General features: G+C 55.6%; 12 protein-coding genes. 4 read left to right on the top strand and 8 right to left on the bottom strand.

Going from position 1 to position 14368, the window contains the following annotated elements; translation table 11 throughout:
• Window positions 1-95: 95 nt before the first annotated feature.
• Window positions 96-962, bottom strand: a complete 867-nt coding sequence (gene yieE / locus K7H21_RS08665; RefSeq protein WP_004122885.1) for a DNA-binding transcriptional regulator YeiE — start codon at window positions 960-962, stop codon at window positions 96-98.
• Between the two features lie 173 nt (window positions 963-1135).
• Between yieE and K7H21_RS08660 the strand changes: the two genes are divergently transcribed.
• The 3 genes from K7H21_RS08660 (at window position 1136) to K7H21_RS08650 (ending at window position 4237) form a co-directional block, all read left to right on the top strand.
• Entirely contained in the window at window positions 1136-2185 is a 1050-nt protein-coding gene (locus K7H21_RS08660) for a YeiH family protein (protein ID WP_004122887.1), read from the top strand.
• Between the two features lie 104 nt (window positions 2186-2289).
• A complete protein-coding gene (gene nfo / locus K7H21_RS08655; RefSeq protein ID WP_223035708.1) occupies window positions 2290-3147 on the top strand; it encodes a deoxyribonuclease IV in 858 nt (285 codons plus the stop codon).
• A gap of 1 nt (window position 3148) precedes the next feature.
• On the top strand, window positions 3149-4237 hold the full coding sequence (locus tag K7H21_RS08650) for a sugar kinase (protein WP_004122891.1): 1089 nt from the start codon (window positions 3149-3151) through the stop codon (window positions 4235-4237).
• Window positions 4238-4269: 32 nt separating this feature from the next.
• On the opposite strand, the gene K7H21_RS08645 is transcribed toward K7H21_RS08650, so the two are convergent.
• The 6 genes from K7H21_RS08645 to fruB form a co-directional block, all read right to left on the bottom strand.
• A complete protein-coding gene (locus K7H21_RS08645) occupies window positions 4270-5520 on the bottom strand; it encodes a NupC/NupG family nucleoside CNT transporter (RefSeq protein ID WP_004122892.1) in 1251 nt (416 codons plus the stop codon).
• A gap of 95 nt (window positions 5521-5615) precedes the next feature.
• Window positions 5616-6551 carry a pseudouridine-5'-phosphate glycosidase gene (locus K7H21_RS08640; RefSeq protein WP_004122893.1) on the bottom strand — a complete coding sequence of 312 codons (936 nt, stop codon included), beginning with the start codon at window positions 6549-6551 and terminating at the stop codon, window positions 5616-5618.
• Window positions 6544-7479 (bottom strand): pseudouridine kinase, encoded by a 936-nt coding sequence (locus K7H21_RS08635; protein ID WP_004122894.1) that lies wholly within the window; start codon window positions 7477-7479, stop codon window positions 6544-6546. The genes K7H21_RS08640 and K7H21_RS08635 overlap by 8 nt, the downstream gene beginning before the upstream one ends.
• Window positions 7480-7804: 325 nt before the next feature.
• A complete protein-coding gene (fruA, locus tag K7H21_RS08630) occupies window positions 7805-9481 on the bottom strand; it encodes a PTS fructose transporter subunit IIBC (protein WP_004122895.1) in 1677 nt (558 codons plus the stop codon).
• Window positions 9482-9497: 16 nt separating this feature from the next.
• Window positions 9498-10436, bottom strand: coding sequence for a 1-phosphofructokinase (gene fruK, locus K7H21_RS08625; protein WP_004103928.1), 939 nt, complete (start codon window positions 10434-10436; stop codon window positions 9498-9500).
• Window positions 10437-11567: a fused PTS fructose transporter subunit IIA/HPr protein gene (fruB, locus tag K7H21_RS08620; RefSeq protein WP_004870368.1), complete on the bottom strand. Its 1131-nt coding sequence runs from the start codon at window positions 11565-11567 to the stop codon at window positions 10437-10439. It abuts the gene before it with no gap.
• Window positions 11568-11898: 331 nt separating this feature from the next.
• On the opposite strand from fruB, the gene setB reads away from it, so the two are divergent.
• Window positions 11899-13080, top strand: a complete 1182-nt coding sequence (gene setB, locus K7H21_RS08615) for a sugar efflux transporter SetB (RefSeq protein WP_032742168.1) — start codon at window positions 11899-11901, stop codon at window positions 13078-13080.
• A 36-nt stretch (window positions 13081-13116) separates the two neighbouring features.
• Here setB and K7H21_RS08610 read toward each other — a convergent pair whose 3' ends face one another.
• The gene (locus tag K7H21_RS08610) at window positions 13117-14367 is read right to left on the bottom strand and encodes a NupC/NupG family nucleoside CNT transporter (RefSeq protein ID WP_223035707.1); all 1251 of its coding nucleotides are present in this window, start codon (window positions 14365-14367) and stop codon (window positions 13117-13119) included.
• Window position 14368 lies beyond the last annotated feature (1 nt).

Below are 14368 nucleotides of genomic sequence, written 5' to 3'. Positions count from 1 at the left end.
ATACAATTGCAAAGTTATAAGAGAGCTTCATGATCGAGCATGGATTATTAGTAAAGCATGAAATCCCGGAAACGCCAGCGCGCATTGTGTCACTTTTACACGTCGCAATAATGCAGAAATCGCTGTAATGCCTTGGAAATATGTTTCTGCCGGTGATGAATGCGCCACAAGGTGCGGGTTAAACGCGGCAGCGGAATCGTCAGCTCTACCAAAGACCCCACTTCAAGCTGCTCCGCCACCACGCGTCGCGACAGGCAGCTAATGCCTAAGCCATGGCGCACAGCGTGCTTGATGGCTTCCGAGTTGCCCAGCTCCATCCCCAGATGAAACGCCGGTAAATGCGAGAGTAATAAATAGTCGACGATTTCCCGGGTCCCGGAGCCATGCTCGCGTAAAATCCACGGCGCTTCCGCCAGCCGTTGCAGCGTCACCTCCCCTTCGAGGAGCGGCGAATCCGGCGCGGCAAAGACAACCAGTTCATCTTCCAGCCAGGGTTCGGCAATAATATCCGCGGCGTGACAGGGACCTTCAATCAGCCCGATATCCACGCGCAGATCGGCCACCGCATTGATCACGTCCTGGCTATTGCCTACGCTCAGCTCCAGCGGTAAATCCGGCAGATCGCGTCGATAGCGCGCAATGATTTCCGGCAGAATATAGTTGCCGATGGTGCTGCTGGCGTAGACGCGGATCGCGCCGTTGTCGCCGCGAAACAGCTGTTCTATCTCCAGCGCCCGCTCCAGCAGCGCCAGCGCCCGCGGATAAAGCAGCCTGCCGTGCTCGTTGACCACCAGCCTTTTCCCTACGCGGTCAAATAGCTGCACGCCCAGCTGCCCTTCGAGATCGGTCAGCGCCGCGCTAACCGCCGATTGGGAAAGCGCCAGCATTTGCGATGCCTGCGTCGTCGAACCGCTTTTTAATACTTCAGCAAAAACTTCCAGCTGCCTTAGCGTGATATGCATGATTTTTCCTGCCTTTATATACAACTCGCGATCCGCGGCGTGAGGCTGAGGTCCATCGATCTCAAACCGCGAAATCGCGCATTTACCACTTATTTCGATTAATTATAAATATATAATCAATTTTATATTTAAACCAGCGGGTCGTATGCTTTTCCCAGACAAAGGAGAAGGTTATGACAGCACTCACTTTACCGACTAAACATCGCCCATTGCGGCACTTTGCACCTGGACTGGCGCTGACCGCCGTTCTCACCGGCGCAGCGCTGTGGGCCGGTAGTTATCCGGCTATCGCCGGCGCGGGCTTCAGCGCCCTCACGCTGGCTATCTTATTCGGCATGGTCATCGGTAACACGGTTTACCCGAAAATCTGGCAGCCCTGCGACGGCGGCGTGATCTTTGCCAAGCAGCACCTGCTGCGTCTCGGCATCATTTTATACGGCTTTCGCCTGACGTTCGCCCAGATTGCCGACGTCGGCATAGGCGGTATCGTCATTGACGCGCTGACACTTTCCAGCACCTTTTTTATCGCCTGCTTTCTTGGGCAAAAGGTTTTCGGCCTGGATAAACATACCAGTTGGCTGATTGGCGCCGGCAGCAGCATCTGCGGCGCCGCAGCGGTGCTGGCGACCGAACCGGTCGTCAAAGCGGAAGCCAGCAAAGTGACGGTTGCCGTCGCCACGGTGGTCATTTTCGGCACCATTGCCATTTTCCTGTACCCGGCTATTTACCCCTTCCTGGCGCACTGGTTTACGCCGGAAGCCTACGGCATTTATATGGGGTCGACGATGCATGAGGTTGCTCAGGTTGTCGCTGCGGGCCACGCGGTGGGTCCGGACGCGGAAAACGCGGCGGTGATTGCAAAAATGCTGCGCGTGATGATGCTGGCTCCGTTCCTGCTGTTCCTCGCCGCGCGCGTGAAACAACTAGCCCCGGCCAACGGCGGGGAAAAAAGCAAAATCACCATTCCGTGGTTTGCGATCCTGTTTATTCTGGTGGCGGTGTTTAACTCCTTCCACCTGCTGCCGAAAGCGGTTGTCGATATGCTGGTCACGCTGGATACCGTACTGCTGGCGATGGCGATGGCCGCCCTCGGCCTGACCACCCACGTCAGCGCGCTGAAAAAAGCCGGCGCCAAACCGCTGCTGATGGCGCTGATGCTCTTCGCCTGGCTGATTGTCGGCGGCGGCGCGATTAACCTGGCCATTCATAGCCTGATGGCCTGATGGCCTGAAGCCCCTCGCGACTCAGGTTGTATTAAGGATGATGTAACTCTCCGGCTAAGCCGCTATCATTACCCTCCCCCCAGCGGCTTATCTGGAGTTTTTTTATGAAATATATTGGAGCGCACGTCAGCGCCTCCGGCGGTGTAGCCAACGCCGCCATTCGCGCAGCCGAAATCGGCGCGACCGCATTTGCCCTCTTTACCAAAAACCAGCGCCAGTGGCGCGCCGCGCCTCTGAGCGACGAAACCATTGCTGAATTTAAAGCCGCCTGCGAAAAGCACCATTTCGGTCCGGGGCAAATTCTGCCGCACGACAGCTATCTGATAAACCTCGGCCATCCGGTTGAGGATGCGCTGGAAAAATCCCGCGATGCGTTTATTGATGAACTCTCCCGCTGCCAGCAGCTCGGCCTGACGCTGTTGAATTTCCATCCGGGTAGCCATCTGCAGCAAATCCCGGAAGACGAATGTCTGGCGCGAATCTCCGAATCGATCAATATCGCGTTGGCAAAAACCGAAGGCGTTACGGCGGTGATTGAAAACACCGCCGGCCAGGGCAGTAACCTGGGCTTTAAATTTGAGCATCTGGCGGCCATCATCGACGGCGTAGAAGATAAATCACGCGTCGGCGTATGCATTGATACCTGCCATGCCTTCGCCGCCGGCTACGATCTGCGCAGCGCCGAAGAGTGTGAAAAAACCTTTGCTGATTTCGAACGGATTGTCGGTTTTCAGTATCTGCGCGGTATGCATCTGAACGATGCGAAAAGCGCGTTCGCCAGCCGCGTTGACCGTCACCACAGCCTGGGTGAAGGCAATATCGGCCATGATGCTTTCCGCTGGATTATGCAGGACAGCCGCTTTGACGGTATCCCGCTGATTCTGGAAACGATCAATCCTGATATCTGGGCGGAAGAGATCGCCTGGCTGCGGGCTCAGCAAACGGAAGAGGCTACGGTCTGATATGAACGACAGGGAAAAGCAGATCCTCAAAATTTTGCGGCGCAACCCGCTGATTCAGCAGCATGAGATTGCCGATATTCTGCAGATTAGCCGCTCCCGCGTAGCCGCGCATATTATGGACCTCACGCGTAAGGGGGCCATCAAGGGCAAAGGCTACATCCTTACCGAGCAGGAGTATTGCGTCTCGCTGGGCGCGGTGAATATGGATATCCGCGGAATTGCCGATATCCATTATCCTCAACCGGTGTCAAATCCGGGTAATATCCAGTGCTCCGCTGGCGGCGTGGCGCGAAATATCGCGCATAACCTAGCGCTGCTGGGCCGCGATGTGCATTTGATTTCCGCCGTCGGCAGCGATTTTTATGGCGAAACGCTGCTGGAGCAGACCCGACAGGCCGGGGTTAACGTGCAAAGCTGTATCCGCCTGCACGGTCACAATACCGCCACCTACCTCTCCATCGCCAATCCGCAGGAAGAGACGGTGCTGGCGATTAACGATACGCATATTTTACAGTCGCTCACGCCGCAGCTGCTGAATCAGTATCGGGATCTACTGACGCATGCAGGCGTCGTTCTGGTTGATTGTAATTTAACGGAACAGTCGCTGGAGTGGGTGTTTACTCTGACCAACGCTATTCCGGTGTTTGTTGATACCGTGTCAGAGTTTAAAGCGCACCGCATTCGCCCGTGGCTGGGAAAGATCCACACGCTGAAACCCACGCTGCGCGAACTGCAGATTCTCTGGGGCGAGCCCATTGAAAACGAGGCCGATCGCGATCGGGCGCTAGCATGGCTACACGAAAAAGGCACCCAGCGGGTGGTGATTTGCTCGGAAGATGATTCGATTTTCTGTAGCGAAGCCGGCGGCGAACGCTTCCGGATGAGTTTGCCGGGCCATACGACGATTGACAGCTTCGGCGCCGACGATGCGCTGATGGCCGGGCTACTTTATAGCTACCTCGACGGCAGCGACTTTAAAGAGAGCGCCGCTTTCGCCATGGCCTGCACCGCCATCACCCGAGCCAGCGACAGCATCAACAACCCCTCTTTGTCCGTTGATAACGCGCTCAATTTACTTCCCAACGGATAGCAGCGCACCGCAGACGCGGCGCGCGCATCACATTATGCCAGCCCAATAAAGAACCCGGCGATGGTGGCGCTCATCAGGTTAGAGAGCGTGGCCGCCGCCAGGGCGCGCAGTCCAAGCTGGGCAATTTCCGGCGCGCGCTGCGGTGAAATAGCCGAAAACGCCCCGACAACCACGCCGATCGAGCCAAAGTTGGCGAAACCGCACAGCGCAAACGAAATAATCGCAACGGTTTTCACGTCCAGGTTTCCGCCGCTTTGCAGGTAGGGCGAGAAGTTGAGATAGGCAACGAATTCGTTGATCGCCAGCTTTTGGCCAATCAGGCTGCCTGCCAGCGTCGCATCGCTCCAGTCAACGCCCATGATCCACGCCAGCGGTGCGAGCAGAAAGCCGAAAATCCCCTCCAGCGTCGCGTGACCGTAGCCAAACCAGCCGCCAATGCCGCCGATAATACCGTTCAGCAGCGCGATAATCGCCACAAATGCCATCACCACGGTGGCCACCCCGGCGGCAATTTTCAGGCCGGTCATCGCCCCTGACGCCGCTGCCTCGATCACGCTTTTCGGCGGCGTCTCGGTGAAAGAGAGATTGTCGAAAGTAACCTGGGATGCTTCCGTTGCCGGACTCAGCATACGGGCAAACAGAATCCCACCGGGGATGGCCATTAGCGAAGCGGCCAGCAGATAATCAATCGGCACGCCCATACCGGCATAGCCGATCATCATCGACCCGGCGATCGACGCCATCCCGCTGCAAATCGCGGTAAACAGCTCATTGCGGTTGAGCTTGTTGATAAACGGTTTGACGATCGCCGGGATCTCGTTTTGCCCAAGGAAAATGGTGGTCACGGCGACGAAAGACTCGATCTTGCTGATATTCAGCGCTTTCTGGAAGATCCCGCCGAGGATTCGGATCAGCAGCCCCATCACGCCGAGGTAGTAAAGCAGACTGATCAACGCGGTAACAAAAATGATGGCGGGCAGAACGCGAAAGGCGAAGATAAAGCCGGCGCCGTCAAACAGCACGTCCATCTTCGGGCCGACCAGTGAACCAAAAATGAACGCACTTCCGGCGTCGCTATAGGACATGACTTTGTGTACCCCAAGCGCGGCCTGCTCGACCAGCCACTTGCCAGGGGGAAAATAGAGCATCACCCCGCCAATCACGATTTGCAGCAGCAGCGCTGCCCCTACCGTTCTGATGCTGATGCGTTTTTTATTAACTGACAGCGCAAAGGCAATGGCCAGCAACACCACCATCCCCAGAAGACTTCTCATGATGTCCATAATGATATCCTTACCTGGTGGAAAACCCGGCGCAGGCCAGGCTTTCGGTATCGTTGATATCGGGGCGGGCAACCGCAAACGGCCCGCGACTGTCGTCAGGCGATCTGCTGATACTCTTTGGCAATCTCGCAGGCCAGAACGGCGTTGTTGAAGACCAGCTGAATGTTGGATTTCAGGCTATCGCCGCCGGTCAGTTCCGCGACGCGCGCCAGCAGGAACGGCGTGCTCGCTTTACCCACTACGCCCTGCTCTTCCGCCTCCTTCACCGCCTGGTTGATGGCGGCATTGATTTTCTCTTCCGGCATCGCGAACGCTTCAGGAATAGGATTTGCCACCACCATGCCGCCATTCAGACCCGACTGCCATTTCACCGCCATCGCTTTGGCGATGTCTTTGGCGCTATTGAGGCGAATGCTGACGTCAAACGGGCTGGTTCGGCAGAAGAATGCCGGCAGCGCCGAAGTTTGATAACCAATAAGCGGGACGCCAAACGTTTCTAAATACTCGGTGGTTAAACCGAGATCGAGAATAGATTTCGCACCGGCACAGACCACGGTAACGTTGGTATTAGCGAGCTCCTGTAAATCGGCAGAAATATCAAATGTGTGCTCGGCGCCACGATGTACCCCGCCAATACCGCCGGTCGCAAAGACTTTAATTCCGGCCATCGCCGCAATAATCATGGTAGACGCCACGGTGGTCGCGCCATTTAATCCTGCGGCGACAACAAAGGGTAAATCACGACGACTGACTTTGGCGACGTTATGACCTTCGCGACCCAGAAGTTCAATTTCTTCACGGCTTAAGCCAACTTTCATTACGCCATGAATAATTGCGATGGTTGCCGGCACCGCCCCCTGGCGACGAATGGTTTCTTCTACTTCCAGCGCCGTTTGCGCATTTTCCGGAAACGGCATGCCGTGAGAAATAATCGTCGATTCCAGCGCCACTATCGGCTGGTTATTTTTTAACGCCTGCTGAACTTCCGCAGAAATCTGTAATAATTCAGAGGAAATATTTAATTCAGACATATTCTTTCTCCACTAACTTTTTTACGTTGGCGTAAGATAATTCAGGGTTATTGGTGAATTCCGATGAAAGCGCCAGAGAAGAGCATCCCTGAGCAAACTTCACCGCTTGCGAAAATGAGCAGCCGTCGAGCCAGCAGCAGGCCAGACCGGCCATCATCGCGTCACCGGCGCCGGTGACATTGACAACCTGGGTTTTCAGCGGCGCGGACCAGCCGCGTTCCCCATCTTTCTCGCTGTAGTAAACGCCGTCGCCGCCCATGCTCAACACCAGGCGTTTCAGGCCATGATGGTGAAACCAGTCGGCTACGCGAGCCACATCTTCAGTGCCGGACAGCGCGATGCCGCTCAGCGTTTCAGCCTCAATCCGGTTCGGTTTCAGGGTGTGAATACGCCCCAGGTGCTGGCTGATTTTCACGCATTTCCAGGCAGAAACCGGGTCAACAAAAATGGGCGTCGAGCCGCTATTTTCCATTAGCCAGGCCAGCGCCGACTCGCTAATATTGCAGTCAACAACAATCACCGCAGCGCCGCAGATAAAATCTTGATGCTGCCTTAAAAAGGCCGGCGTAATATGCTCAGTGATGCTCATATCATTAATCGCCACCAGCATTTCACCGGTATTATCAAGCAGCGACAAATAGCTTGATGTGCCTTCACCCGGGATTATCTTACATTTATCGACGTGAACCCCGGACTGGGCCGTTTGATTTAATAATGAATGACCATAAAAATCGTCACCAACAACGGATAATAGCCACGCCGTTTTATTCAATAAGGCAATATTTTGCGCAATGTTGCGCCCCACGCCGCCGGGAGTATATTTTATTTTCCCAGGATTAGAATCAGCGTAGTTTAGCGACACATTGGAATAACCAGCCACATCCATGTTTGCCGATCCAATAATCACAACGTAATCATTTTCAGGCATAAAAATACCCTCCAGCATAAAAAACGCTATGGCAGTAAAATTATTTAATATCAGTAAATAAACACCTCACGATTCACAGCCCCTCATTTAAACACATGTTTGAATGTGAACATGTGTTTATGGTAAGCGGAATAATTTTAAAGTAAAGAGAGGCAAAATAGGATTTTCATATGAACATGAACAAAATCACAAAATTTGGCCAGTATGGTTTTTAAACAGTTTAAAAATGCGAAGAAGAGCACATACGGCGGGAGGACGGAGGAAGAATGCGGCATAAAAAAAGGGCAGAGAAGACTCTGCCCTTGAGAAGCGTTTGCTACGTCTATCAGGCGGCTTGAACTTCAGGACGTTTCAGCACCGCGTAGGAGAGACCTGCGACCAGCGTACCGACCACAATCGCCATCAGGTAGCCAAGCACCGGCGTAATCGCACCAGGGATCAGCAGGACGAACAGACCACCGTGCGGCGCCATCAGCTTCGCGCCAACCCACATGGACATCGCGCCGGTCACCGCGCCGCCAACGATACAGCAAGGCAGGACGCGCATCGGGTCACGTGCGGCGAACGGAATCGCCCCTTCGGTGATAAAGCACAGGCCGAGAACCAGCGCGGCCTTGCCGCCTTCCTGCTGCGCTTTGTCGAACTTTTTACGCGCAATCAGCGTCGCCAGGCCCAGGGCCAGCGGTGGAACCATACCCGCCGCCATGATAGCCGCCATCGGCGCATAGGTCTGGGTACTCAGCAGGCCAACACCAAACGCGTAGGCCGCTTTGTTCACCGGACCGCCCATATCGGTACACATCATACCGCCGAGGATAGCACCGAGCAGAACCGCGTTCGCCGTCCCCATCGTTTGCAGCCAGTGGGTCAGACCTTCGAGGATCCCGGCAACGGGTTTACCAATCAGGTAAATCATCGCCAGACCGACGATCAGGCTGGAAACCAGCGGAATGATCAGGATCGGTTTCAGCGCTTCCATACTTTGCGGCAGCTTCAGCTTCGTACTGATCGCTTTCGCCACGTAGCCGGCAAGGAAACCGGCGATAATACCGCCGATAAAGCCAGAACCAGTGCTCACCGCCAGCATACCGCCGATAAGACCCGGCGTCAGGCCAGGACGGTCAGCGATAGAGAAGGCAATAAAGCCCGCCAGGACCGGTACCATTAGCGCGAAGGCTGAGCCACCGCCGATTTGCATCAGCGCCGCGGCCAGGGTGTCTTTCACTTCAAAAGCTTTAATACCAAAAGCGAAGGAGAGCGCGATACACAGACCGCCCGCCACCACCATCGGCAGCATGTATGACACGCCGGTCAGCAGGTGGCGATAGGCGCCCGCGGACTCTTTTTTGCCTTCCGCCGCGGCCTGGGATTTACCCGCAGGCTGATACGGTTTCGCTTCAACCACGGCTTTATCCAGCTCCTGCGCGGTTTTCTTCAGCGCCAGGCCGGTGGTGGTGCGATACATCGGCTTACCGGCGAATTTCGCCAGATCCACTTCGATATCGGCAGCGACGACCACCAGATCCGCCTGTTCAACCTCTTCCGGGGTGATTGCATTGCCCGCGCCTACGGAGCCGCGCGTTTCAACCTTCACCCACCAGCCGCGTTTTTTAGCTTCGGTTTCAATCGCTTCCGCCGCCATAAAGGTGTGCGCGACGCCGGTCGGGCAAGCGGTGACCGCCACAATACGTTTTGGACCGTTAGCTGCAGCCGGCAACGCAGCAGCGGCCGGAGCGGCGTAAGGCGTCGCATGGCTTTTGGCTTCCCCGAGGAACAGCTCCGGGTGAGCCACGGCGCGGTTGATATCGCCGAGATAGACCTTTTTGCCATTCAGCGCGCTGTCGGCCGGCAGCGCCGTCCCCAGCACAATCGCCAGCTCAGCGTCATTTGGGTTATCAATCAGTTCGAGTTGCGCTTTTTGCGCCGCGGTGCTTAACAGGGTCTTCGCCACATAGGCGCGAGCCTGTCCAAGCCCGGCATCAATAATCAGCAGCGTTTTCATTATGCCTCTCCTGCTGTTAATTAAAGGGTTGTAAGTCGACGCGCGCCATCATTGCGGCCAACTGGGTACGATCGGTAATACCGACATTGCTCTGACTCACCGCCAGCGCGGCGACTGCCGTTGCCAGGCGCAGCGTATGCTCGCTGGACTCACGCATCAGCAGGCCATAAATCAGGCCGCCAACCATTGAATCGCCGGCGCCAACGGTGCTAACCACTTCTACTGAAGGCGGTTTGGCAATCCATTCTCCGGATGCGTTAACCCACAGGGCGCCTTCTTCGCCCAGGGAGATAACCACGTGAGCGATGCCCTGCTCACGCAGCGCATGAGCAGCTTCAATGACATCTTTCATCTCAGGCAGCTTGCGTCCAGCCCAGATTTCCAGCTCGCGACGGTTAGGTTTAACCAGCCACGGAGCCGCTTTCAGCCCCGCAACCAGCGCTTCGCGGCTGCTATCAAAAATGATGCACGGGCACTGGCTACGCAGACGGGTCATCCAGTCGGTGAACGCTTCCGGGCTAACGCCGGACGGCAGGCTACCGCTTACGCAGACCATATCGAACTGGCCCAGCCAGCTAAGAGAATCATTAACAAAACGCTCCCAGTCGCCCGGCGTCACTTCAAAGCCGGAGAAGTTGAAGTCAGTAACTTCGCCATCTTTCTCAGTCAGCTTGACGTTGATACGGGTACGGCCCTGAACGACCTGAAAACGGTTTGCGATGCCCAGCTCGCTGAACAACTGCTGAAAACCATCCTGATTGTCTTTACCGAGGAAACCGCCAACGGTGACGTCAATACCGAGATCTTTCAGCACTTTTGCAACGTTGATCCCCTTCCCTGCGGCGTGCAAACCGGTGGTGCGAACGAGGTTAACCTCACCGCGTTCAATTTCCGGGGTAAAACCCACCAGGTCATAGGCCGGGTTTAAAGTAATCGTTGCGACACGTCTGCTCATTTATGCGCCCTCCCCAAGGCCTGCGGCGATCGCTTCGCCAATCGCATCCAGCGCCTGCTGCGCATCTTCACCCTGCGCGGTAAAGCGCAAGCGGTGACCTTTCTTAACGCCCAGCGCCACGACTTTCATCAGGCTGCGGCCGTTTGCCGGCTTGCCCGAACCATCAAGGTTGGTGACGGTAATGTCGCTGGAGAATTGTTTAATGGTATTAACCAGCATCGTGCCGGGACGCGCGTGCAGCCCGTGCTCGTTGCGGATAACGTATTCCGCGCTGAGAACATCTTCGGCAATCGCATCGTCGCTGGTCAGAAGAGCCAGCAGCGTGGCGCCATCAGCCTTCAGCAAGCGGTCAGCTTTTTTATCAAGGAGCAGATTGCTCAGGCGATTAAGCACCGCCGTCGGCTGGTCATCGGCCATCGCGACGGTAATCAGCAGAGAAACCGGCTGCTCATCGCTGGTGAAGGCGTTGGCCGCGCGGCTGACGGCAACGGCGCTGCGCAGGTTGCCTTCGGTGCTATCGTTCAGCCAGATGCCCTGACCGAGGTTCAGCGGTTTATCATTAATCGTACGGCTAACAAAGGAAGCATCGACGGCGCCGGCTTCTTTCAGCCGCGCGGCGTTCAGCGCCTGCAGGGTCAGCAGATCGCTGGCCGCAACGTCCAGGGTTAGCGTCTCATTATCCAGCTTCAGCGCTTCGCTCTGCTTTTCGCCCATCAGCAGGGCGCGCAGCTCTTCGGCGGTCGTCGCGGACTTAAGCTGTTCAGCAACGGAGTCGTCGCTCAGCACGTGGGTCAGTTGACGCAGCAGCCCAAGGTGTTCATCCGAGCTGGCGGCGATACCGATGGCGACGTAGGCGGTTTGCCCTTCGCCCCAGGTCACGCCCTGCGGAAACTGATAAACCTGAACGCCGGTTTTCAGCACCTGGTCGCGGGTGTCGGTGGTACCGTGCGGAATCGCAATACCGTTGCCAAGGAAAGTGGAGGTTTGCTGCTCGCGAGCCAGCATCCCGTTGACGTAGCCGTCTGCCACGTTGCCCGCGCTGACCAGCGCGGAGGCAACCTGACGAATAGCCTCTTCTTTATTACCGGCCTGCTGACCGGGATGAATATCCTGCACAGATAACTGGAACATGGTTCTCCTCTCCTGCTGAATTGAATCGTTTCAGCTACTTTGAGAAAAAATGCGTCATCTACCTGCTGGAGAATCTCCCGATGACGCTGAAACGTTTCAAGAAGTCTGTACCTTTATTAGCCGCCAGGCAAGAAAAGTTCGTTTCCTGATAACAGAAGTTAGAGATACAGCACACTTTTGCTGAAGCAGGAGCTGCGATGAAGGGAAAACTTCAGCTTTCTGCTGAAGTTTGATTTTGAAACGTCTTTTTGATTTATTCGTGCCCTGGTACTGTTCATTTTCTGAGTGACGGCGTAAACTCCGCGACTCCTGAAAACCGATGAACGCCGACATGCAAAACAGTAGCGCCGCCCTGCCACGACGCGGGTTTGATTTCACCTCTTCCGCCTTTCTGATCGTCGCCTTCCTGACGGGTATCGCCGGGGCACTCCAGACGCCGACGCTGAGTCTGTTTCTGACTAACGAGGTTCACGTCCGACCGGCGATGGTCGGCTTCTTTTTTACCGGCAGCGCGGTGATCGGCATTCTGGTAAGCCAGTTCCTCGCCGGGCGTTCGGATCGCAAAGGCGACCGCAAGCGGCTGATCGTCTTCTGCTGCCTGATGGGCGTGCTGGCCTGCGTGCTCTTCGCCTGGAACCGTAACTACTTTATTTTGCTGTTTATCGGCGTATTCCTCAGCAGCTTCGGCTCCACCGCGAACCCGCAGATGTTTGCCCTCGCCCGCGAGCATGCGGACAAAACGGGCCGCGAGGCGGTCATGTTCAGCTCGATTCTGCGCGCTCAGGTGTCTCTGGCATGGGTTATCGGGCCGCCGCTGGCCTACGCGCTGGCGATGGGTTTCGGCTTTACCGTGATGTATCTCAGCGCGGCGGTCGCCTTTGTGATCTGCGGCGCAATGGTCTGGTTTTTTCTTCCCAGCATGCGTAAAGAGCCGAAGATCGCTACGGGACATCTCGAAACGCCGCGCACCAACCGCCGCGACGCGCTGCTGCTGTTTATCATCTGTACGCTGATGTGGGGAATCAACAGCCTGTACATCATTAATATGCCGCTGTTTATCATCAATGAGCTGCATTTATCGGAGAAGCTGGCCGGAGTCATGATGGGCACCGCCGCCGGACTTGAAATCCCGACCATGCTGATTGCGGGCTATTATGCCAAACGCTTCGGCAAGCGCTTCCTGATGCGCATCTCAGCGGTGGCCGGCGTGCTGTTTTACGTTGGCATGCTAACCGTACATACCCCCGGACTGCTGCTGGCCCTGCAGGCGCTGAACGCCATTTTTATCGGCATTCTCGCCGGTATCGGCATGCTCTATTTTCAGGATCTGATGCCCGGACAGGCGGGCGCGGCCACTACGCTTTATACCAATACCACGCGCGTTGGCTGGATTATCGCCGGTTCGCTGGCGGGCGTCGTCGCGGAAATCTGGAGCTATCACGCCGTCTTCTGGATTGCGCTGGTCATGGGCGTAGCTACCCAGGCCTGCTTGTGGCGTATTAAAGACGTATAAAGCAGCGGTGTGCCGCATCAGCGGCACACCAGAGTATTACGCCAGGCCAATAAAAAACCCGGCAATTGTTGCGCTCATTAAGTTTGACAGCGTTGCCGCAGCCAGCGCCCTCATCCCCAATTGGGCAATTTCAGACGCGCGCTGGGGTGCAATTGCCGAGAATGCGCCAACCACCACGCCAATAGAACCAAAGTTGGCGAAACCGCATAGCGCAAAAGAAATAATGGCGATAGTTTTCACATCCAGCGCTCCCGGCGTTTGCAGGAACGGCGAAAAGTTGAGGTAGGCTACGAACTCGTTATTCGCCAGCTTCTGGCCAATCAGGCTGCCCGCCAGCGTCGCATCACTCCAGTCAACGCCCATTAACCAGGCCAGCGGTGCAAGGATATAACCGAAAATCCCCTCCAGAGTCGCGTGACCAAAACCGAACCAACCGCCGATACCGCCAATCACGCCGTTGATCAGAGCGATAATTGCCACAAACGCCATCACTACCGTCGCCACGCCCACGGCAATTTTTACCCCAGCCATCGCGCCGCTAGCCGCGGCTTCAATAAAACTTTTCGGCGGAGTTTCGGTGAAGGAGAGGTTTTCGAAAGTCACCTGCGATACTTCAGTCGCCGGGCTGAGAAGGCGGGCAAACAGAATACCGCCGGGAATCGCCATCAGCGATGCCGCCAGCAGATAATCAATCGGCACGCCCAGCCCGGCATAGCCAATCATCGTCGACCCGGCGATTGAAGCCATCCCGCTGCAAATCGCGGTAAATAGCTCATTACGATTTAGCTTATTAATAAAGGGCTTAACGATCGCCGGGATCTCATTTTGCCCAAGGAAAATGGTGGTCACGGCAACAAACGACTCAATCTTGCTAATATTCAGCGCTTTCTGGAAAATTCCGCCAAGAGTTCGGATCAGTATTCCCATTACGCCAATATAATAAAGCAGGCTTACCAATGCGGTGATAAAAATAATGGCTGGCAATACCCGAAAAGCAAAAATAAAACCAGAACCATCGAATAAGAGATCCATTTTCGGCCCGACCAGCGAACCAAAAATAAATGCGCTACCGGCATCGCTGTAGGTCATCACTTTATGTACGCCGAAAGCCGCCTGCTCCGCCAACCATTTTCCTGGCGGAAAATAGAGCATAATACCACCAATAGCAATTTGCAGTACCAGCGCCGCGCCAGTCGTACGCAGACTAATTCTTTTTTTATTTACTGACAGCAGAAAAGCGATTGCCAGTAATACCACCATACCCAGAACACTTCTCATTATATCCATA

Origin of the sequence: Klebsiella sp. CTHL.F3a (assembly GCF_019890895.1) — a bacterium.
GTDB classification, from domain to species: domain Bacteria; phylum Pseudomonadota; class Gammaproteobacteria; order Enterobacterales; family Enterobacteriaceae; genus Klebsiella; species Klebsiella grimontii.
Note: the sequence above shows the minus strand (reverse complement) of the source record. Positions and strands in the feature narration are given on the sequence as shown.